General features: G+C 35.4%; 21 protein-coding genes. 6 read left to right on the forward strand and 15 right to left on the reverse strand.

What is annotated here, in order from left to right:
* The 9 genes from MKY02_RS13590 to recQ form a co-directional block, all read right to left on the reverse strand.
* A complete protein-coding gene (locus tag MKY02_RS13590) occupies nucleotides 1-1059 on the reverse strand; it encodes a Gfo/Idh/MocA family protein (RefSeq protein ID WP_076065838.1) in 1059 nt (352 codons plus the stop codon).
* A gap of 31 nt (nucleotides 1060-1090) precedes the next feature.
* Nucleotides 1091-1969: a sugar phosphate isomerase/epimerase family protein gene (locus MKY02_RS13595; RefSeq protein WP_340711372.1), complete on the reverse strand. Its 879-nt coding sequence runs from the start codon at nucleotides 1967-1969 to the stop codon at nucleotides 1091-1093.
* Nucleotides 1970-1987: 18 nt separating this feature from the next.
* A complete protein-coding gene (locus tag MKY02_RS13600; RefSeq protein WP_076065836.1) occupies nucleotides 1988-2959 on the reverse strand; it encodes an ABC transporter ATP-binding protein in 972 nt (323 codons plus the stop codon).
* 5 nt (nucleotides 2960-2964) lie between these two features.
* Complete coding sequence (locus tag MKY02_RS13605) at nucleotides 2965-3945, reverse strand: ABC transporter ATP-binding protein (RefSeq protein WP_340711374.1); 981 nt, start codon at nucleotides 3943-3945, stop codon at nucleotides 2965-2967.
* A gap of 13 nt (nucleotides 3946-3958) precedes the next feature.
* Nucleotides 3959-4813 (reverse strand): ABC transporter permease subunit, encoded by an 855-nt coding sequence (locus tag MKY02_RS13610; RefSeq protein WP_076065862.1) that lies wholly within the window; start codon nucleotides 4811-4813, stop codon nucleotides 3959-3961.
* Between the two features lie 54 nt (nucleotides 4814-4867).
* A complete protein-coding gene (gene nikB, locus MKY02_RS13615) occupies nucleotides 4868-5791 on the reverse strand; it encodes a nickel ABC transporter permease (protein ID WP_038189530.1) in 924 nt (307 codons plus the stop codon).
* Between the two features lie 121 nt (nucleotides 5792-5912).
* A complete protein-coding gene (locus MKY02_RS13620) occupies nucleotides 5913-7499 on the reverse strand; it encodes a glutathione ABC transporter substrate-binding protein (protein ID WP_340711375.1) in 1587 nt (528 codons plus the stop codon).
* A 688-nt stretch (nucleotides 7500-8187) separates the two neighbouring features.
* Nucleotides 8188-8373, reverse strand: a complete 186-nt coding sequence (locus MKY02_RS13625; RefSeq protein ID WP_083669704.1) for a hypothetical protein — start codon at nucleotides 8371-8373, stop codon at nucleotides 8188-8190.
* A 239-nt stretch (nucleotides 8374-8612) separates the two neighbouring features.
* The gene (recQ, locus tag MKY02_RS13630) at nucleotides 8613-10382 is read right to left on the reverse strand and encodes a DNA helicase RecQ (RefSeq protein WP_038189539.1); all 1770 of its coding nucleotides are present in this window, start codon (nucleotides 10380-10382) and stop codon (nucleotides 8613-8615) included.
* 172 nt (nucleotides 10383-10554) lie between these two features.
* Here recQ and MKY02_RS13635 point away from each other — a divergent pair, with 172 nt between their 5' ends.
* Nucleotides 10555-11586 (forward strand): C40 family peptidase, encoded by a 1032-nt coding sequence (locus MKY02_RS13635; protein WP_340711377.1) that lies wholly within the window; start codon nucleotides 10555-10557, stop codon nucleotides 11584-11586.
* A gap of 58 nt (nucleotides 11587-11644) precedes the next feature.
* On the forward strand, nucleotides 11645-12151 hold the full coding sequence (locus MKY02_RS13640; protein ID WP_340711378.1) for a DUF3916 domain-containing protein: 507 nt from the start codon (nucleotides 11645-11647) through the stop codon (nucleotides 12149-12151).
* A gap of 189 nt (nucleotides 12152-12340) precedes the next feature.
* Here the strand turns inward: MKY02_RS13640 and MKY02_RS13645 are convergent, their stop codons facing one another.
* From MKY02_RS13645 to MKY02_RS13655, 3 genes are all read right to left on the reverse strand, one after another.
* The gene (locus tag MKY02_RS13645; RefSeq protein WP_340711379.1) at nucleotides 12341-12712 is read right to left on the reverse strand and encodes an FtsX-like permease family protein; all 372 of its coding nucleotides are present in this window, start codon (nucleotides 12710-12712) and stop codon (nucleotides 12341-12343) included.
* Between the two features lie 112 nt (nucleotides 12713-12824).
* Nucleotides 12825-13259 carry a hypothetical protein gene (locus tag MKY02_RS13650; RefSeq protein WP_038189549.1) on the reverse strand — a complete coding sequence of 145 codons (435 nt, stop codon included), beginning with the start codon at nucleotides 13257-13259 and terminating at the stop codon, nucleotides 12825-12827.
* Between the two features lie 328 nt (nucleotides 13260-13587).
* The gene (locus MKY02_RS13655) at nucleotides 13588-13743 is read right to left on the reverse strand and encodes a hypothetical protein (protein ID WP_340711380.1); all 156 of its coding nucleotides are present in this window, start codon (nucleotides 13741-13743) and stop codon (nucleotides 13588-13590) included.
* Between the two features lie 447 nt (nucleotides 13744-14190).
* Between MKY02_RS13655 and MKY02_RS13660 the strand changes: the two genes are divergently transcribed.
* Both MKY02_RS13660 and MKY02_RS13665 read left to right on the forward strand, forming a co-directional pair.
* Nucleotides 14191-14706 (forward strand): nucleoside 2-deoxyribosyltransferase, encoded by a 516-nt coding sequence (locus tag MKY02_RS13660; protein WP_076035103.1) that lies wholly within the window; start codon nucleotides 14191-14193, stop codon nucleotides 14704-14706.
* A 103-nt stretch (nucleotides 14707-14809) separates the two neighbouring features.
* Nucleotides 14810-15256: a DinB family protein gene (locus tag MKY02_RS13665; protein ID WP_076035102.1), complete on the forward strand. Its 447-nt coding sequence runs from the start codon at nucleotides 14810-14812 to the stop codon at nucleotides 15254-15256.
* Nucleotides 15257-15340: 84 nt separating this feature from the next.
* On the opposite strand, the gene uvrA is transcribed toward MKY02_RS13665, so the two are convergent.
* Both uvrA and MKY02_RS13675 read right to left on the reverse strand, forming a co-directional pair.
* Nucleotides 15341-17845, reverse strand: coding sequence for an excinuclease ABC subunit UvrA (gene uvrA / locus MKY02_RS13670; protein WP_340711381.1), 2505 nt, complete (start codon nucleotides 17843-17845; stop codon nucleotides 15341-15343).
* Between the two features lie 100 nt (nucleotides 17846-17945).
* Nucleotides 17946-19469: an MDR family MFS transporter gene (locus MKY02_RS13675; protein ID WP_076065831.1), complete on the reverse strand. Its 1524-nt coding sequence runs from the start codon at nucleotides 19467-19469 to the stop codon at nucleotides 17946-17948.
* A gap of 190 nt (nucleotides 19470-19659) precedes the next feature.
* Between MKY02_RS13675 and MKY02_RS13680 the strand changes: the two genes are divergently transcribed.
* Entirely contained in the window at nucleotides 19660-20106 is a 447-nt protein-coding gene (locus tag MKY02_RS13680) for a MarR family winged helix-turn-helix transcriptional regulator (RefSeq protein WP_340711694.1), read from the forward strand.
* Between the two features lie 148 nt (nucleotides 20107-20254).
* On the opposite strand, the gene MKY02_RS13685 is transcribed toward MKY02_RS13680, so the two are convergent.
* Complete coding sequence (locus MKY02_RS13685; protein ID WP_143691075.1) at nucleotides 20255-20617, reverse strand: hypothetical protein; 363 nt, start codon at nucleotides 20615-20617, stop codon at nucleotides 20255-20257.
* A gap of 230 nt (nucleotides 20618-20847) precedes the next feature.
* On the opposite strand from MKY02_RS13685, the gene MKY02_RS13690 reads away from it, so the two are divergent.
* Nucleotides 20848-21753, forward strand: coding sequence for an EamA family transporter (locus MKY02_RS13690; protein ID WP_076065830.1), 906 nt, complete (start codon nucleotides 20848-20850; stop codon nucleotides 21751-21753).
* Nucleotides 21754-21792: the final 39 nt, after the last annotated feature.

Raw genomic sequence — 21792 nt, forward strand, 5'->3', positions numbered from 1 at the left:
TTAGTAGCGCACCTCACTTTTTGTTTCTGCCGCTTTATAAATGCCTTCTAGAATTTTCATAATCTCAACTCCATCTTCAACAGGTGCTTGTGAAACTACGCCTGTTACACAGCTTTCAATAAATGAATTGATTTCATTTTGAAAAGCATTTTGGAAATCAAAAGTTAAGTGATCAATTTGAGGTTGCATATTCAAAATCGTATCGTTTTCTTCGCTGATAATAACTAGTTCTGGTTCTAATTCTGCCCCTCCTTTTGTTCCAAATAGTTTTACGCCTAATTCATCGTCTTTTGCATGTAAAGTATACGACACATCGACTAATAAAGAGGCACCATTTTCAAATGTAATCAATGCATTTGCTAAATCTTCCACAGTATTTTCTGTTTGATCATAATCCGCTGTTTTATAAAAACTTAGATTCTTTACATTTTTTCGATTACCTAAATGGTTGTACGTATTGCCAGAGATTGATTTTACTTTTGGTCTGCCCATCAAATACCAGCAAATATCGATGATGTGCACCCCGATGTCAATTAAAGGGCCCCCTCCGGACTTATTGATATCTACAAACCAACCACCAGGGTTTCCTAGGCGTCTCGTATAAGTCGCCTTAGCATAATAGATATCGCCTAGCTTTCCAGCATCAATAAAGGACTTTAATACTTTTGTGTTCGTACCAAATCGTCTCACAAATCCTACCTGAAATACTTTGTTATGCTTATCGGCTTCTTCTTGAATCGCATAGGCTTCTTCTACTGTCATACATAAAGGCTTCTCGACTAAGATGTGTAAATCATGCTTTAATGCTTCTATCGCAATTTCAGCATGCGTTTTATTCCAAGTACAGATGCTGACCGCGTCAACATTCGTATCTGAAAATAACTCTTCTAAACTTTTAAATACCTTTTTTGCATCATATTGTTCAGCCTTTTTTTGCGCTCTTTCATACACATAATCATAAACACCATATATCGTGACATCTGGATTATTTGCATACGCTTTAAAATGATGATCAGAAATTGTACCTGTTCCTATTACACAAACATTTATTTTCGACATAATTCCAGCTCCTTTTGATAAGGTTTATCTTTTAGCAATTTGCCTCATGCCATAATCGTTTAACATTATCCATCCCAATTTTCGAGCCAACTTCGCAATCTTCCATGCCTTCAAATTCAATGGTAAGATAACCGTCATATCCTGAAGACTTAACAATGTTCATGATTTCACGAATATTAATGTCGCCATGTCCTACAATTGCACCACGGATGTAATTATCGTTTACTGTTCTAAACCATTCGCCTGCTCCTGGATTTTCAAAATAAGGTCTAGTATAAAAATCTTTAAAATGCACTGTAGCAGCGTACGGGATATTTTTCTTTACCCCTACTAATGGTTCTTCATCTATACATAGGAAATTCCCTACATCTAATGTTGTTTTAAAATTCGGTCTATTTACAGCATGAATAACTTGTTGCACGCGATCACTCGTTTGAACATTAAAACCATGATTTTCAATCGTTGTTGTAATACCAAATTGTGCTGCATAATCTGCGAGGAGTTGGCTTCCTTTTACAAGTTTATCGAAGTGTTCATTAAAATAATGTATTGTCATATCCTCTTTTGGTAACGTAAAGGCTGTAACATCATGTCGCATGATTTTAATGCCCATTCGATTCACAATATCAACATGTCTCTTTAATCGTTCTACCTCTGCATAAAATTCCTCATCCGTCTCTTGAACAAAATTTGCAGGTAAAGAATACGCTGATAATTCAAGTCCAAGTTGTTGCGCCTTCTCTTTAATTTGATCAGCAAGTTCCGGATTATCTACAACTGTAAATTCATAAGGAACAAGTTCGACGTGCTCTCCACCATTATCTGCAACCCATTGAATGACATCTAATACATCCATGTTTCCTGTTCGCATTTTCTTTACTAAGCTGTAAGTACTTAATCCAACTTTCATATCGATCACCTCTTCAATTTATTGGTCTAACAAATGGCAAGATGCAAAATGATTTTCTTCTTGAAGCTGTTGTCTTTTTGGCTTCTCTTTCTTACAAACATCCATGGCAAAAGGACATCTTGTATGGAATGTACACCCTGATGGAGGGTTTTTCGGACTTGGTATATCCCCTTTTAGAATGATTTTCTCTTTTCTTAATCTAGGGTTTGCAACTGGTACAGAAGATAATAATGCTTTCGTGTACGGATGTTGAGGATTTGCAAAAACGGTGTCTTTAGGCCCTGATTCTACGATTGCACCTAAATACATGACACCTATATTGTCACTTATATGTTCAACAACACTTAAGTCATGTGAGATAAATAAATAAGAAATGCCATACTCTCTTTGTAAATCTTTTAATAGATTTAATATTTGAGATTGGATAGATACGTCCAAGGCAGAAACAGGTTCGTCGGCAATAATGAGCTGTGGCTTCATAATTAAAGCACGGGCAATACCAATTCTTTGTCTTTGTCCACCACTAAACTCATGAGCATATCTTTCAGCGTGATACTCACTTAACCCTACAACTTCTAGTATTTCTAACACCTTTTTCTGACGCTCACTAGTCGATAGATTAGTATGAATAATCAGCGGTTCAGCTATAATTTCTTTCACTTTCATGCGTGGATTCAATGAGGCATAAGGGTCTTGGAAAATCATTTGAACCGATTGCCTCATCTGCTTTAATTGCGATTCTTTTTTATTTGAAACTTCCATTCCATCAATCCAAATAGATCCTTCAGTAGGTTCTAATAATCTAGAGATGAGACGACCTGTTGTCGATTTACCACATCCACTTTCGCCAACAAGGCTAAATGTCTCGCCTTTTTGTATTTCAAATGACACATCACTTACTGCTTGTATCGTTTTTTTCTTCTCAAAAAATCCATTTGACAACTCAAAGGATTTTTTGAGTTTCTCAACTTTTAGTATTGTATTTGACATTCGCCTCACCTCGTTTCTAGTTCATATAGCCAACAACTGCATAACCTATCATTCTCTATTGCTAGACAAGCAGGTTCTTGTTCATGACAAATTGGCATCGCCATATTGCATCTAGGAGCAAACTTACAACCTTTTGGCATATTAGATGGATTTGGTACGTTTCCTTTTATAGAATCTAATTTATCTTTTTTCTCGCCTAATTTTGGAACAGATGCAATTAAACCTTTACTATATGGATGCTTCGGATTTTCGAATAATTCGTAAACAGATGCCTCTTCTACAACTTTACCTGCATACATGACAACTACTCTGTCACACATCTCAGCCACTACACCTAAATCATGTGTGATTAAAAGGATTGACATTTTTTCATCTTTTTGAAGCTTTTTCATAAGTTCCAATATTTGTGCTTGAATTGTTACATCGAGAGCAGTCGTAGGCTCGTCTGCAATAAGTAGATTAGGATTACATGACATCGCCATAGCAATCATCACACGTTGTCTCATTCCTCCAGAAAGTTGATGAGGATATTCATCTACAATTTCATCTGGCCTTGCAATCCCTACTTTAGTGAGCATTGCAATCGCATGTTCTCTAGCTTCACTTTTATTTAACTTTAAGTGCACGCGAATTGGTTCCGTGAGCTGCTTTCCTATTTTCATTACTGGATTTAATGAAGTCATCGGATCTTGGAAAATCATCGCCATTTGCTTGCCACGCAATTTACGCATTTCATAGTCTGATAGATTGACTAAATTCGAGTCATTGAAATAAATATTTCCATTAGTGATTTCACCTGTAGTCCCTTGAAACAAACGCATAATGGATAACGATGTTAAACTTTTTCCACAGCCAGATTCACCAACAAGACCTAACACTTCACCTTCATTGATGTGAAAGTTAACTCCATGCAATATTCTCGTCTTCTGCTTATCCCTCGTAAATTCAGTTTGTAATTCTTCAACCTGAAGTAGTTTTTTAGTCATATCCTGATTCCCCTTAATCGTTCTTCGTTTTCGGATCTAATACATCTCGTAATCCATCACCTATTAAATTAAAAGCAAGAACAGTTAAAAAGATGGCAATCCCAGGTACAATTACTACATGTGAAGCTGTGCCTAAATAATCTCTTCCTGTACTTAACATTACTCCCCACTCAGGTGTTTCAGGACTAGCACCTAAGCCTAAAAAACTTAAACTTGAAGCTGCTAAAATCGCTGTACCTATTCGCATTGTCACGAAAATGATAAGGCTACTTACAGTTTCCGGAAAAATATGTTTATACATAATACGACGATGTGGTGCCCCCATTGATTTTGCTGCTTCTACATAGGTGTTCTCTTTGGCCTCTAAAGTGGCCCCACGGACGAGTCTAGCAAATGAAGGTATACCAAAAACTGTTACTGCGATAATCACATTATTTAAACCTGGTCCTAGAATTGCCACAATAGCAATTGCTAAAAGCAAGTCTGGAAAAGAAAACAAGACATCACTTGAACGCATTATTATGCGATCCAACCAACCACCGAAATAGCCACTCATTAAGCCTAAAATGGTTCCTAAAATCATCCCTAAAAAAACCGATGCGAAGCTAACGCTCAATGAGATTCTCGTTCCCATGATTAGTCGACTTAATATATCTCTGCCATATTCATCAGTTCCTGCTAGATGTGATTTACTAGGAGGTTCTAACAAGGCATCATAATTTGGTTTATATGGATCGAAAGGTACGATATAAGGTGCTAAGATTGCTACAACAATTAGTAATAAAACAAAAACACTAGCGATAAATGCTACTTTTTGCTTTCTAAAGTTTTTCCAAAATTCTTTGACTGGAGAGTATTTTGGTTGCATAATCACTGTTTTTTCATTTTTGTCTATTGAAACGCTATTCATAAATACCCTCCTTTAGGACTGAACTTGAATTTTTGGATTTAGAACGCTGTATAATATATCTACTACTAAATTGACGATAATAAATTCAATCGCAAACAAGAGAAGTGCTGACTGAATCACAGGATAATCCCGAAATGCAATTGAATCGATGAGTAAACGGCCCATTCCAGGGAAACTAAAGACAGTCTCAACAACAACTGATCCACCTAAAAGAAATCCAAATTGTAAGCCTGCAATCGTTACAACAGGTATTAAAGAATTTCTTAATGCATGTTGTATAATGACAACTGATTCCTTCAATCCTTTAGCACGGCCAGTTCGTATATAGTCTGTCTGCAATGTTTCTAACAAAGATGATCTTGTAAATCTAGCAATCATCGACATAATACCTGCACCTAACGTCAATGAAGGCAGAATATAACTTTTGAAGCCTTCTGATCCACCAGTTGGGAGAATACCTAGTTGTACAGAAAACAATTGAATCAACAGTAACCCTAGCCAAAACCCCGGCAATGAAATACCAGATACTGCTGTTACCATTCCTAAATAATCAGGCCATTTGTTTTTAAATACAGCTGATAACGTTCCTATCAATAAACCAATAATAGTCGCCCAAATCATCGCAAAAAATGTTAAATAAATGGATGGCATGAAGCGCGATGTAAACATATCGGAGACTGGTAAACCCGTCTTTAATGATGTACCTAAATTACCTTGCAACAAATTTCCCATATAAGAAATGTATTGTTTCCATATAGGATCATTTAAACCTAACTCTTCTCGCACATTTTGGACATCTTCTAATGTCGCATCCTTACCTGCAACTAACCGTGCAGGGTCACCAGGAATAAAGTGAATAAACAAGAAAGACAGTATCGAAACTACAATAATTATTGGTAATATTTCTAACACTCGTTTTATGATATATCGAAGCATTTGTTCTCCCTCCATTTAAAAGGTGAATGCCGTGAAAATTCTATAAGTTATTAATCTAGCCATTTTTGATAAAGCAAGAAGCTGAAATTTGTTTCAGCCTCTTACCTACTATCTACAGTAATTATTTAAAATTAGCATCTTTTACATTTAATCCTCCAGGTGGATCTACGACAACGCCCTCTACATCAGATCGAACACCATACACAATTTCATCGACTCCTAGGAAGATCCATGGTGCATCTTTATAAACGGTTTCTTGGATTTTAGCGTATAATTCTTCTTGTTTTGCCTTATCTGAAATAGAGTTGGCTTCATCCATCCATTTATCCACGTCTTTATTGTTATAATAGGCTGTATTTGCACCGTTCGGTGGGAAAGAAGAGCTATGGAATAATGGTTTTGTTGCATTTGTAATATCTGAAGCATATGAAGACCAACTCACATACCACATTTGTAGTTTTGAATCGTCAGGCGTTTGCGCTCCATAGATTTCATCTGAAAGAGTTCCTTCTTCCATTGACTTAATTTCTACTTTTACGCCAATTTGTTTTAACTGTTGTTGGATGAATTGCATACCTTTCATCGTGTCAGAGTTTGTGTTACCCCAAATCTCGGCTTCAAAGCCATCAGCATTGCCAGCTTCTTTTAATAATTCTTTTGCTTTATTAATGTTTTGTTTATATGCTTCTTGTTGTTTATAGTAGATAGTTTTAGATGGAATAATTGAATCTAACGGAAGACCTAATCCAAAATTTACGACTTTTATAAATGCATCTTTATCCACTGCATAGTTAAATGCTTGTCGTACTCTTACATCATTAAAAGGCTTTTTATAAGTATTTATTGATACATATCGTGCGATCGTTGAAGGAATTTTGTTTACTTGGATATCTTTATTCCCTTCAACTTCCTTAATATTTTGAGATGGTACAGGATAAATAACTCCCGCCTCTCCCGTTTTTAACATCGCTACACGTGATCCATTTTCAGGTACTGGTTTAAAGATGATTTTCTTAACTCGTTCACCTTTTCCCCAATAATCATCAAATCTTTCTATTGATAAATGATCACCTTGAACCCACTCAACAAATTTAAAAGCGCCAGTACCTACAGGTTTTTTTGGAATATCTGCCAGATTTTCCTTCACTAATTTAGGGCTAATAATTTTAGCTACTCCAAAACGAGTGAGCATTGGGCTATATGTTTCCTTTAAAGTAATTATTATTTCGTATTCACTTGGTGTTTCAATTTTTTTAATTAAGCTAAAACCACGTGAATTTAATCGTAAACTCTTGTCTTTCATTATCCGTTCAAAATTCACTTTAACTGCTTCAGCATTAAAATCTTCTCCATCATGGAATTTAATACCTTGATGTAATTTAAAAGTATAAACAAGTGCGTCTTCACTTACTGAATAGTCTTCAGCTAGAACATTTATGATTTGACCTTCATCATCAAAACCTAGCAAGCCTTCTAACATAGCAGATTGTACTGAGTTAGAATTTGTATCCCCTGTATTATGAGGATCCATTGTAATGAAGTTTTCATTTACTGCGACAACCAGTTCTTCTTTCTTTTCAGTAGTTGGCTCTTTCTCCCCTTTGCCTTCACTACTATTTGTTTCTTTCTTGTCATTAGAACATGCAACCATAAAAATGGCGCAAAAAACGACTAACAACAGAACTTTCCAACCTTTCCTTTGCAGCATAAGCCCATCCCCCTTGTTCTCACTAATTCAAAGACTATTTCTATTAAAAAGATGAACGATTTCGAAATGATTAGTCTTGACTATGTGAGAAATTTTATAAAATAATTTCATAACAAAGCCTATGCAAGGAAAAATGATTTTAACACCATGAAAATAATTATTATATAATTCAGTTATTTTCAGCATATTTATATAGATTTTTATATTAATTACTCCATTGGTGAAAAAAACAAAAAAAGCGGGCTCTTCTTTTAAAGAAGAGCCCGCTTCAATGATTAATTGAATTAATCTGCGATTGTATTACTCATAATAATAGAGATAACAGTATTGATAACTACTAAAGATATGATTGCAAAAATTGTAATTCCCATTAAAGTAACCCTCCTCTTTTTCTACTTAAAAACTAATCCGATAAAGACAAGGATTTATAAACAATGTTTTCTCTATCATTATAGTAAATATCTATCGATTTATCAAAAAAATATTCTTATATGACTTAAATAACATGATTTTCTAGGTTATATTATCCGATTTTACACTAATTTAGATGTATTTATTGAATAGAATTGCATATTATACTTATTTTTCTCTATTGATTGATTAACAATACAATAAAAAAAAACAGATCCTTCCATTCTAGAAGAATCTGTTTAAATCTATATAAAATGCCTTTGCAATAGGCAGTATTTTAACCAATTAGAGCATGTTTTACTACTTCATAAGCTTGGCAAATTGCCTTTTTGTTTTCTTCAGGTTCACTTTCTAGCATTTCACATGCAAAATCGTATAAATTTGAATCTGCTCCAGAAGCAACAGCATACATTACTTCCTCTTGAAGTTTTTCAACGTAAAATATAATTTTCTGATCCATCATGAAAAAACTCCTTTTATTATATTAAATGCACCACCCAAGCCAAAGATGTGTATGGGCTATTGATGTATTATCTTTATTTATTTTATAAGGTCAGACATCTTACTTCTACTATGTTAATTCAATTTTAACACATAATTTGTCTATTAATTGACAGCAAATAATTCCTTTATAATTGGAGAGCTTGCATTAAAACACAAAAAAGAAGAGCCCTTTTCCAGGACACTTCTTTTTCTACATCATTATACATTTACTTCAAAATTAATAATTACATCCATAAAAGCAGTACCATATTTCTCTAGCTTGTTTGCTCCTACGCCGTTTACTTCTAAAAACTCGTTTGCAGTTTTTGGTCGTTTTGCACACATATCTTGCAATGATTTATCGGAGAAAATAACAAATGGAGGTACATTTGCTTCATCTGCCAATTGTTTTCGAATTTTACGTAGTTCTTCAAATAATGGATCGTTTTCAGCAATTTGTCTTGTGACAACAACACCTTTACGTTGCACTTTCACTTTACCAAGCAGTACATCTTTACCTTTTTCTGAAACGAAAATAGTCGGCATGTTTCCCTGTTTCACAGATAATAAATCCTCAGCAATCATGAACTCTATGAAATTGGATACTTCTTTAACTGTCATATTTTTCATAATGCCATATGTTGAAAGCCTATTTAAACCAAAGCTGATGACTTTTTGATTTTGTGATCCGATTAATACTTGAGCAATCATTGTTTTACCGAATTTCTGACCCATACGGATTACACAACTTAGTACCTTTTGAACATCTTCAGTAACATCAAAAATCTCTCGATCGTCTTTGCAATTTGCACACTTTCCACAAACTTCCGCATTTTCTTCACCGAAATATTTCACAATATACTGCTGTAAGCATTGCTCAGTATGGCAATAATCAGCCATTCCTTGTAATTTAGCAAGTTCTCCAGGAATACGTTCACGGTCCTGTGATTGGTCGATTAAAAAGCGTTGTGTTTGCACATCTTGAGAGGCATATAAAACAACACATTCACTCTGTAACCCATCACGACCTGCCCTCCCTGCTTCCTGATAATAACTTTCCATATTCTTCGGCAATTGATAATGAATAACATATCTGACGTTGGATTTATCGATACCCATACCAAAGGCATTTGTTGCAACCATTACTTGTGCTTCGTCTTTTAGGAAACGCGTTTGTTCCTGTTGACGGAAAGCCTCTGGTAAACCTGCATGATATTTTGCGACGGAAATACCAGCTTTCATCAACACATCATATACATGATCCACTGCTTTCCTTGTTGCTGCGTATATAATACCGACTTCATTAATATTTTGTTTTACAAAGTCTTTAATGTAACGGTCTTTGTCTTGTCCTAAAACAACTGAAAAAGAAAGATTACTACGGGCAAATCCAGTAATGACAGTATTTGCATCCGTTATTTGTAAAATGCGACAAATGTCTTCCCTTACTTCTGGTGTCGCAGTTGCTGTTAGTGCTAAGACAACGGGTTTCTCTTCAAAAACAGTCAACAATCGATTAATAGCACGATAGCTCGGACGGAAATCATGTCCCCATTGTGAAATACAATGCGCTTCATCTACAGCGATTAATGGCACTCGTATATTCTTTAGCTCAGACAAAAACTGAGGCGATTCTAGTCGTTCAGGAGCGATATATAAAAGCTGATATCTTCCTTCATGTAAGTTTTCCATTGTTTCACGTAATTCACTTGCAGATAATGTACTATTAATAAACGCCGCTGAAATACCGACTTCAAGCAGAGTATCCACTTGGTCTTGCATTAGAGAAATAAGTGGTGAAACAACAATAGTTGTACCCTCTAGTAACAGAGCTGGAATTTGATAACAAATTGATTTCCCTCCACCTGTTGGCATTACACACAAGCTCGATTTCTGTTCTAAAACATTCGAAACTATCTGTGCTTGTCCCTCGCGAAAATCGTCATAACCAAAATATTTTCCTAGCAGATGTTGTGCTTCTTCAAACATTCACCTACCCCCTTCAATACGTATATATGTCCTTCCATTGTAACATTTAATAGATTGAAAGGCTTTTAATTAGCTATTCTCCAATAAGTAAGATTAATAGATTATTAAATTTACATTTTAATGATATAATGCAAAAAAAAGGTGCGTTCACTAATTACAAAGGAGTCCTAATTTGAAAAAATACCTATTTGCATTTATTTGTTTTATCTTCTTCTATAGCTTTATATCGCCTCAATTAAAAGAAGCTAATGCAGTTACACTAGACAAAAGTAAGACTTGTATTCATGCAGTAAATAAAACAAAATACATTGTTAACGTTCCCGTTACTACATTATGGACATCACCTGTTCAAGTACGTCCTATGGATAAGCTTATTTTACAGAAAAACGCTAATGTAAGCTTATGGAACCAAAGCTTATCTTATTACCAAAAACTCGATACATTAGGACGTATTGATACCCAAGCATTATATGGCCAAGAGGTGAAATTAATAGAAAAACAAAAGGGTTGGCTGAAAATTGCTGTTATTGATCAGTTTTCTCCAAAAAGTATGCAAGGTTATAGAGGATGGGTTCCTGCTTCGCACATTATCACATCAAAAAAGGACACTTCTAATTGCAATATTGTTATCGTAAAAGAAAAAGTAGCAAATCTATATACTTCGACTAAAAACAGAAAGAAATCTTTGCAAATTAGCTTCAATACAATTCTACCAATCATAGATGAAACAAAAAGATGGTATGTAATCCAAACACCTACGGGTAAAAACCGTTATATAAAAAAATCAACAGCTTATAAATATCGTAATTATTCTAGCATCCCAAACCCTACTGCAAAGGACATCATTAAAACAGGTAAAGAATTTCTCGGTCTTCCTTATTTATGGGGTGGCATTTCAGCTTATGGTTTTGATTGTTCTGGATTTGTTTATAGTATTTACAAACAACATGGTATATTAATCCCGCGTGATTCGTCAGTTCAAGCAGTACATGGCAAGCCCGTTTCTTTAAAGAATTTAAAACCAGGTGATTTATTATTTTTTGCCAATAATAATGGCAAAGGTAAAATCCATCACGTTGCCATGTATATTGGTAAAGGACAAATAATCCATTCACCTAACTATAATCGAAGTTTAGAAATTCAATCATTACAAACTCAGCCTTTTCAAAATGAACTAGTGTATGCACGTCGATATTTAAAATAAAATCAAACTCTTCTGCTATACTAAAATAGTAAAATACACACTATTTAGGAGAGTTGCAATGCGAGAAAAGAAAGCTAGAGGATTAAAGCGAAAAACAAATAGTATGATTAAACAAATTGAAGAAGAAACAATCGAATTTCCAACAGATTATTATCGTGGTTATTGGCATCTGCATTTACCTGTTGATGAGGCATTCATCGACTCAAATAAAACTCCCATTGGCATTAAAAGACTTTGCATGCAGACTATGATTAATCAAGTTGAGCATTTAATCAGTATTAAACCTAAATACGATGAAACTTTACGGGTTGTTGCTGCTATCGATTGGCCACGATTATTTAATTCTCAAATAATAGTATTTAAAGGCGAGGAACATTATAAAGGATTCTTCGATAGGAATAATGAACACCAAAAATGGACACTTCTATCCGACGAACGTGATTTAAAAAGAGAAATGGGTTTGTCCGTTCCTTCTAATTTACAAATTACAGGATTTAATGAACAGATTTCCGATGAGGATTCTTATCATGAGGGTGAAATTTGGTTTATTGGTGACGTGAGATAAGAAAACATAACTCTCAAAGCATTCTCGGATTATAACGGTAGTAAGTAATTTTATATGCTTTCACTAGAAAAAATCTAAACAAATACAAGAGCATGCCGTGAACGTAGATCGTTCTAAACATGCTCTTATCAAAATTACAATCCCCTGACTGAATATCTTTTTTTAATTGCTACTAAATCACCTATTTAACTATTCTACGATTAATATTCGAGGCGATGTTTTTGAAATAACTCTTGTCGATAACCAACAGCCAAGACCAGCAGCCACTATACTTAAACACGCTACTACTGTACTCATACCCCAGTTCACAACAAGTGGTAGTTTGATTAATCCATACTGGGATAATATATTCTCCAAAACAAGTGGTAATAGCTTTACGCCTACAAACACTCCGAATAGTACTCCAAATGCCGAAAGAATGACAATTCCCAAAGTGATTGACCACCTAATTTTGTTAGATGTCATTCCAATCGATTTATAAATTCCGTATGTGCTACTTTCTTTCCTAACGTTAATACGACAGATACTGAAAATAATGATAAATGTAACAGTTATAAACAAACGTTGTTAGAGTCTGTGTATAAAGAAGCGGTCGCAGTATTAATATTGCCTTTAAGTGTCATGGGAATATTCGGAAGAAATATGGCTCTCAATTAATCCTTACGAAATTTCATTAAATATATTGATTTCGTATGAAAACGACCATTGTAATAGCAATGATACAGAAGATAATAACACCCACTGTCATTATCGTTCCCATAGATGCCCCGTACAATTTAAAAGGTTCTGGTGGCGCCTCATTAGACGGATCACTCGCTAAAAAACCCGCTACTGCCATCATATGTAAAAAGCGTTCTTGCGAAAAATTATTATGTAATTCAATTTGCTGTTCTGCTAAATAGCTTTGATTCCATTTAATTTCATCCTCTATAAACACTTTGCCATCATGAACCATCCAAACACCTAACTGTTGTTCGTTGATTTTGGTAATTGCTTTTGCCAGTTCTCCGTCATTATCTAGTGGATGATTCATTAGATAAATCCGTAATTGATGTTGAATTTCGGTTATATTATTACCTGCAAGAATTGTTTCGAGTTGAGTAGGCATTTTACTGTCTCCCTTTTCCAAATACTAAGCGTTTACATAATTGTAATATAGGTAGCTTTTTTTCGTAATAGGGTTCACTGAATAGCCTTATATTTACTTATGCTTTTGTCTTATTCTCTTCACAATATACAAATTTGCTATCCATTTTAATACAATTCCTATAACTGGATTTAATAAGTTTTTGATTGTCTCAAATGTTTATTTCAATAAGTAAACATACAAATGCTATTAAAAAGTGATCGACACATAAAAGTAGCTAAAAAATTAGAACAAAAAAAGAGTGTTATAAACCACTCTCTTTTAATCACTAAAAATATATAATCAATTGTTAACCGAAAATCATCGTTAAAAATTTTGCAACTAACCTATCTGCACCAGTAAGAGGATTAATGATAAACACCGCAACAAAAACTGCAGCAAGAAATGTACATATATTTCTTTTACACGTACTTTTTCTCGTTTCATTATTTTTCAAATAATTCATTATGCTCTACTCCTGTTCTTCAAAATCTTTCATATATTTAACTTCTGGACACAGTCAACTTACAACCATTTTGAGTTTCATCAAGGATACACATGATCTTCTCTGTCTAGATAACTAAATTACTCCTACGAATTTTCTGCTTAAATACTATTTTTATCTATTATTTTACATTTATACTTTATTTTTTGTAAACATCAAGATATATGCGGTACTCTAGTGATAAATTAACATCGTAATAGATCTTCCGCAAAAAAATAGAAAGTCCTTACAGCTCTCCTGCTATTCCATTTATTTCATAGATTTGAAGGCACTCCATTTTTGATAGAATTACTTACAACTTACCAATAGAATACTAATTGCAGTACGTATATTCATATAAACAATATGTATCTCATCTTCGAATGGTTATACTATATAAGAATGAAATGATTTTTGGGAGGAATTACTTTGACTACAAAAGGTTATTTAGCAAATGGATTATTTGGATTAGGCGACCGCTTAGTAAATGAAATGGTCGCAAAAGCAGTACGCGAGGCAGTACCAGGTTTGGATTTATATGTCCCTCAAGAAAATATGGCGATTAATGATAAGTCATCTTATGCTAATAGTTTAGCGATAGCAGGTGCTGATATTGAGGCTCTAAAAGCCAGTGATTTCTTAATTGCTGTCATTGATGGTGTTGAAATTGACTCTGGTGTTGCTGCTGAAATTGGTGCATTTTCGATGCTAGACCGCCCTATTTTCGCACTATACTCGGATACACGCCAACAAGGTAGAGATAATACAAAGAAAATCGATGCTTTAATCGCAGATGGAACTGAAAACCAGTTTGCCTACCGTAATCTGTTTGTCATTGGTTTAATCAAACAAAACGGTATGATTGCTGCTTCTATAGAAGATTTGATTGAAGGAATGCGAGAAAGAAACATAGCTCTAAAAGAAGTTCAATCAGTTAACAAGTAACTGGAATGAATCCTATCACATTAATAAAAAATCAATCTATTGCAGGAATATCCTTCACTCAATTGAATATACATAGAAAGATTTATTTTGGAGGATGATAGAGGTGAAAAATGTGATAGATGGTATCAGTTATTGGATTTATTACGTTCCTAAAGAAATTAAACGTATGTCTGAAATAGATGTGTCTAAAAAACCATCTCCAACTAAATGGTCAAAAAAAGAAATATTAGGACACCTTTGTGATTCAGCTATTATGAACATTGAACGATTCATTAAAATTCAATATGAAAAACAGCCATATGTACTTCCCACTTACAATCAAAATGAATGGGTAGCTAAGCAAAATTATCAAGATACTCCTATCGAGGAAATTTTGACTTTATTTTACGTTTTAAATAAACAAATCATCGCCATTATCAATAATATTCCTGATGAAAAACGCTCTTACTTATGTGACATTGGAAATAACGAACTTAAAACATTAGAGTGGCTCATTCAAGATTATTACGATCATATGGAACATCATCTTAAGAAACAGATTTTCAAGTAAAACATAAAAAATAGGTGCTTCAAAAGCCAACTATCTGGCTTTTAAAGCACCTTTTATGTTAAAAGATAACTAGTAATTTTCTAATTACAGTCCTTCAGTCAAAATTCGTTTCAAAAACATCCCTGTATGAGAAATTGGAACTTCGGCTACTTGCTCAGGTGTGCCCTCAGCTATAAGTTTACCGCCTGCTAATCCACCTTCTGGACCGATATCGATAACCCAGTCAGATTCACGTATCAGTTCCAGACTATGCTCTACAACGATAACAGTATTTCCTGCATCGACAAGTCTATTTAATAGAGAATGAAGCTGTTTAATATCAGTTGAATGGAGGCCTGTCGTCGGCTCATCCAACAGGTACAACGTATGATTTTTAGACGGCTTACTTAATTCTTTTGCCAACCTTATCCGTTGCCCTTCTCCCCCAGATAAAGTTTTAACCGATTGACCCCATTGTAGATAGCCAAGTCCAACTTCACATAGCATCTCTATCATGACCGAAATCTTTTTCTCCGATTTGAGAATCGGCAAGCTTTCCTCAACAGACATATTTAACAAATCAGAAATGGAGTAACCTTCATATTTAACTTGCAATACCTCATCAGTAAACCTTTTCCCTTTGCAGTCAGTACACTTCACTTCTAAATCGGGTAGGAAGTTCATGTCAACAGACAGCACGCCTAACCCCTGACATGTTTCACAACGCCCACCAGGGGAGTTAAATGAAAAATGCTTAGATGTTAACTTTCTTTCCTTTGCTTCTGGTAATCCTGCAAATAACTTACGTAAGTGCGTAAACATATCAGTATAAGTTGCGACATTAGAGCGATGTACTCTTCCCATTGGCGATTGGTCAAAAATAACTATATCGCCGACATGTTCTAATCCAGTTATTTCCTTGCATCCTGTTTGTTCATGTGCTTTAGGACTTCCTTGTGCAAGAATATCAAATACAAGAGTTGATTTTCCAGAACCCGAAACGCCTGTGACAGACACTAGACAACCAAGCGGAATGGAAACAGTCGGGATATCGACATTTCGAAGCTGTGCTTGTTGGATAACGATATTCTGTCCGTTCCCTTTCCTACGAACGCGAGTTGGAGGTGGGAAACTCTCTTCTCTCAAATAGGTTCCAGTAACCGACAGCTCACTAGACATTAAGTCTTCTAGAGCCCCTTCACCTACAACAGTACCACCATTTACTCCTGCTCCTGGACCGATATCAATGATATGATCCGCTGCACGCATCATCTCTACATCATGTTCTATAACAAGTACTGTATTACCTAAATCACGCAATTCCTGAAGTACTCGGATAAGGCCGACTGTATCCTTCGCATGAAGACCCGTTGTAGGTTCATCCAGAATATATAGTACTCCAGTTAAAGCTGAACCAAGCAGCGTTGCAAGTCGAAGTCGTTGTGTTTCGCCTCCAGAAAGTGATACTGTCTGACGGTTTAATGAAAGATAGCCGAGTCCTACATCAATAAGCCGTTGAAGTCTTGTGAGCATATCTTGAAAAATGGGCTCGACCAATTGTAGACCATCCTGTGGTAATTCCGTTTGCAAACTTTTCGTCCATTCGAATACATCTTCGAGCGACCACTCAGAAATATCTGAGATAGTTGCATTTGCTACTTGCACTAAAAGAACTTCTTTTTTTAGACGAGCTCCGTGACAATCCGGGCAAAGTTGTTCATGAAAGAAGCTGCCTTCTTTTTCTTTAGAACCTGAGTCGCCATCTTTCTCTTTATAACGTCTCCATAAACCTGGGATTACTCCTTCAAATTTCGTCCCTGCAGCAGGCTTAACATTCGGATAATGACGTTTAAATTCCTCACTCTCGACTCCGTAGAATAACAAATCGCGCTGAATATCACTGTAATTTTTCAAAGGGAGATCTGGGTCGAAATCAAAGCCATAATGCTTCCCTGCCGCTACTAAAATACGCATTTGAATGTCACGATGAACACCTTTTAGTGAAGCAACACCCCCATCACGCAAGCTAAGCTCCGGATTGAAAACCATCGCCTCGTTTATACTTGCCACATGACCTAGTCCACTACAAGTTTCGCATGCACCCTCCGGCTTGTTAAAAGAAAAGTGCAACATGCCAAGCTTCTCTTGCACTTCTCCACAATGCGGACAGCTGATTGATTGTGCTTCTATCTCCTGGTCTTCCGCTGTCAAAACTCCTGTTGGTTCAAAAGAAGGAGGAATACTGCCATTACAAGAAGAGCAAACTTGCTCTCCCAATCGGGCAAAAATAAAACGAATATACATATAAATGTCCGTCACGGTACCAACCGTCGAGCGTGGATTACGATTCGTAACATGCTGTCCAACACTGATGGACGGAGACAGTCCTCGAATGGACTCGACTTTTGGCTTGCTGATTGCGTCAGACATCATTCCCATTGAGTCTAAATACTGTCTCTGACATTCCCTTTGAAGAGTATCCATAGCTAATGTTGACTTTCCTGATCCAGAAGGTCCTGTTAGAACAACTAGTTTGAATTTTGGAATCGAAAGTGACACATTCTTTAGATTGTTTTCCCAAGCACCTTTAATAAAAATGGTATCTTTCATGAATATCCTCCTCACTATAGTACATCCACTCGGTAAATGCCGAGACAATCTAATACATTTCGATTACTTCTAACTGAAATGTATACGTACTATACATTGATTAAATTTCTGGTTCATCTTTATCTGTAACAATTACTCTTGAATTCCCCATCATGAAGACGAAAACCACTGCAATGACAATTGGAATGAGTGCAAGTAGAAAGACGTGTGTAACTGAGTTAGACATTGCATTAACAATGACGTCAAGAATCTCAGCAGGTATTTTCTCACGTACACTTGGTTCAAAAATCTGTCTTATATCAGCAACATTAAACATTGCAGAATTGGCGCTTTCACCCAAACTTTTGAATCCTTCAGCAAGTTTATTTGTAAATACATTATTTTGGATCGTACCAAAAATCGTAATTCCCATCGTCATTCCTAGCGTGCGAAGGAATGAATTAGTTGAATTCGCAGTTCCACGATAACGAGCATCTAGATTATGCTGAGAAGCAGTTGGTAATAATGAGAATGAGAAGCCCATTCCGAATCCTACTAGAATCATATACAGCGTCAGAAGAACTCGAGCAGTATCTGGTGTGAGTGTACTAAGTAAGAACATACCTCCGAAATATGAAATAACGGAAATAATCATTAAGTTACGGTAGCTTATTTTCGTTAAGAAAATACCACCAAATGCGCTTCCTGCAACAGAACCCAACATCATAGGCATGAGGATAAGGCCAGCATTTGTTGCTGAAGCGCCATATACAGCCTGAACATAAATAGGAATATATACCGTCAAAATAATAAAGGTACCACCATATAAGAATGCCAACATTTGCGAAGAAGCAAATAAACGACGCTTAAATAAGAAGAACGGAAGTATTGGTTCTTCTGCTTTTAGCTCCACGAAAAAGAACACAATAAAGAAAATAGCAAAACTAACAAACAATGAAATAATCGGTGCTGAGTTCCAATCATACTGTTTACCACCCAGTTCTAGTGCAAACATAAGGCTGATGACCGCAAGCACAAGCGTTGCCGCTCCCCACCAATCAATCTTTTGCTTCGTATGTACTGGAGATTCCTTATAATTCTTCATAATTAATAAGAATGAAATTATACCGATTGGCAAGTTAATATAAAATACCCATTCCCAACCAATATTATCTGTAATATAGGCACCTAAAAGCGGGCCAACAACACTAGCAATACCAAATACCGCGCCCAAAAGACCCGTCATTTTCCCTCGTTTATGAGGTGGGAATATGTCAAATACAATAGTAAATGCGATTGGCATTAAAGCACCGGCACCAATTCCCTGAATAGCTCTGTAAATACTAAGTTGCTCAATCGTTTGAGCAAAGCCACAAAGTGCAGAACCAATTACGAATACCGTTAATCCAAAAATAAAAAATCTCTTTCTGCCATACATATCGGATAATTTCCCGAAAATCGGCATACCTGCCATTGTTGTAACCATATAAGCGGATGTAACCCAAACAAATTTGTCCATCCCACCTAATTGAGAAACGATGGTTCCCATAGCTGTCGCAACAATTGTATTGTCAATTGCCGACATAAAAATCGCTAGTAATAAGCCCGTTACAACTAGCTTTATGTTACTTTTTGAAGCTTCCATTTATAAACCCCTTTGCAAATTATTAATGATTTCGATAGAATGAACTTGTATAATATCACACCCATCAAATATCTCGACAAACTAATATCTCGACCATCAAGATATTTTCTTATTTTAAAAGGAGGTTTATCCTTTGTCAAGTCATCAAGATGATCAAACTCTAGATCCTCAAGAACATTTCACTTCGCTAATGCGAGGTCTAGGAACACGAACAATATTACATCAGCAAAATGTAGCTGCCTCATTAGGGTTATACAATAATGATTTTATTTCTTTAGATATCCTACGTGAAACAGGTCCTATTACGGCAGGAGAGCTCTCAAAAAAAACTGGGCTCGCTACGGGTAGCATAACTTCCTTAGTAGATCGACTTGAAAAAATCGGTTATGTTCGGAGACAAAATGATCCCAATGACCGTCGCAGAGTCATTATTGTTCCAGAGTATGAATCCAAAGAAGAAATCCGTAATACGTACGAACCGCTTCATAAAGCAATGCTCAATCTAGCTTCCACCTATACACCGGAAGAACTTGCTCTCATTTCACAATTTATAGGAAACGCTAGCACAGTATTAGAAGAGCAGATTCAACATCTCAGCTCCACTACACGTAGCAAATCTTCTAAAACAACACGTTAAAAAAGAAAAGGACAGTTTCCTAATAGTCGATTGGCTTAGGAATACGGTCCTTTTTTCTTTTTTGTTAATCCCAATGGAAAGGAACCCAAAGATACATGCTTGATTCATTAAGTCCAGTTCACAAACCTTTTGTTAATGCCAATCTACTTTACCCTTCCAATAACGCTTTATAATAAATTAATTCGCCATCCACTTCTGCAATCAGCATGAAAGTATCGTCATCCCCTACCGCAAATATCTTAGTTCCTTTAGCTAATTTACTTGCATAGAAATCTTTAAACAAAGAACCCGTAGTTTTGCGCTTGTTGATTTCACCTAAAAGATCGCCCTTACCAGCTTCAAACTCAATCATTTCTGTTTTCGAATAAATAATATCTTGATATTGCAAAATATCTATATCTGGATGCTCTTTCAATAGCTCTTTTGCAGTCGGGTTATGTGACCCTGTTGAACAGCCTACTAATACAACAAAAATGCTCATCAAAAAGATACAATATTTTATTGGAGTCATCATGTAACCACACTCTCCGTTTATTCTGCATTACTATTAAACTTCACTAACCAGATTCTATTTTGACTGTAAGAGTAGTATATTTCCCTTTATGAAAGGGTTAAATAATTTTAACATATTTTGTAATATGTATAAGTTTTATCAATATAGATAAACCGGTATTTTTCACAATAATCATCCATATATATTTGTATAGGAAATTATTAAATCCCGTTTAAAGGAGCACTCTTATGTGGTTTTTCTTCGCTTTACTAACCGCCCTAGCATGGGGTGGTGCAGATTTATTTTATAAAAAAGGTTCAGACAGCAAGGATAAATACAGTCATTTAAAAATTGTCGTCATGGTCGGTCTTGTGATGGGTATCCATGCAACTGGCTATATGCTGTATGAAGGTTTAATTTTCCGTCCTTCCGACATGCTAAAATATTTACCCGTTTCTTCTCTTTATATTTTATCTATGACAATCGGTTATATTGGGTTACGTTACTTAGAATTATCAATCGCCTCTCCCGTACAAAATTCATCTGGTGCTATTACAGCTGTTCTTGTCTTCATTTTCTTCCCTCAGCCAGTTGATACATTACATATTATTGGAATAATCATTATTTCACTTGGCGTTATTGGTATTGCAGTAGTTGAAAAACAAATCGAAAATGCAACATTACGATTAAACAATACCGAAATCGACAAAAAATATCAGCTTGGATTTATGGCGATTGTGTTCCCTATTGCCTATGCGTTGATCGATGGTGCTGGTACATTTGCTGATGCAATCTATTTAGATGAACTCAAATTAATGACTGAAGATGCTGCATTACTTGCTTATGAATATACATTTTTCATCTGTGCAGTTATCACTTATATTTATTTAAAAGTAATAAAAAAAGAGACTTTCTCTATTTTCAAAGAACGTGACAAAGCTTGTGCTGCAATTTTAGAAACAATCGGTCAATTCTTTTATGTATTTGCCATGTCATCATATGCGATTATTGCTGCTCCAATGATCGCATCTTATAGCATTTTCTCTATCATTCTTTCACGTATTTTCTTAAAAGAGAAACTATCGCCAAAACAATATATCGTTATAACTGTTGTAATGCTAGGGATTGTTTTATTAGGAATTGCGGATGCTTAAAATCATTTAATTAACTGACAAAAAAAGTACATCACTTCT

The organism is Viridibacillus sp. FSL R5-0888, assembly GCF_038009105.1.
Taxonomy (GTDB): Bacteria; Bacillota; Bacilli; order Bacillales_A; family Planococcaceae; genus Viridibacillus; species Viridibacillus arenosi.